The 361-nt window shown below is 39.3% G+C and carries 1 protein-coding gene; it reads right to left on the bottom strand.

The features are described 5' to 3' along the window. The coding region (locus ACYQ2O_RS12975) for a hypothetical protein (protein WP_459796808.1) at positions 1 to 323 on the bottom strand (323 nt) is incomplete at its 3' end. Between the last annotated feature and the right edge of the window lie 38 nt (positions 324 to 361).

Consider the following 361-nt stretch of genomic DNA (forward strand, 5'->3'; position numbering starts at 1 on the left):
ATTGAAATGTAGCGGAAGTCGAAAGAGTAGTTTTGGTTGTTCCAAACACAATGAGGCTTTTTAAGCAGAGGCACTGTTTCAAACTTCTTTTTCTTCCCTTTCTTAAACACACTTTTTGCATCCAAGGCAGCTTGTGCTTTTACAGCACTGGGCAAATAGGCCTCAATATCTTTGCTTGTTTTACGGGTAGGTTTTCTTTCTTCCACCATTTCCACTACAAGGGAGTTGATGGTAGAGATATATTCTTCGCTCATTTCAGCCAGAATATCTGCTTGTTCTTTCGTTGGCAGTAACTTTATTTTAACCGTAATCGTTTGAGGCATGGGAATCAACTCCTTGTCTTTTGAGATTCAACATATCG

Source organism: Alkalibacterium sp. m-11 (assembly GCF_054658155.1).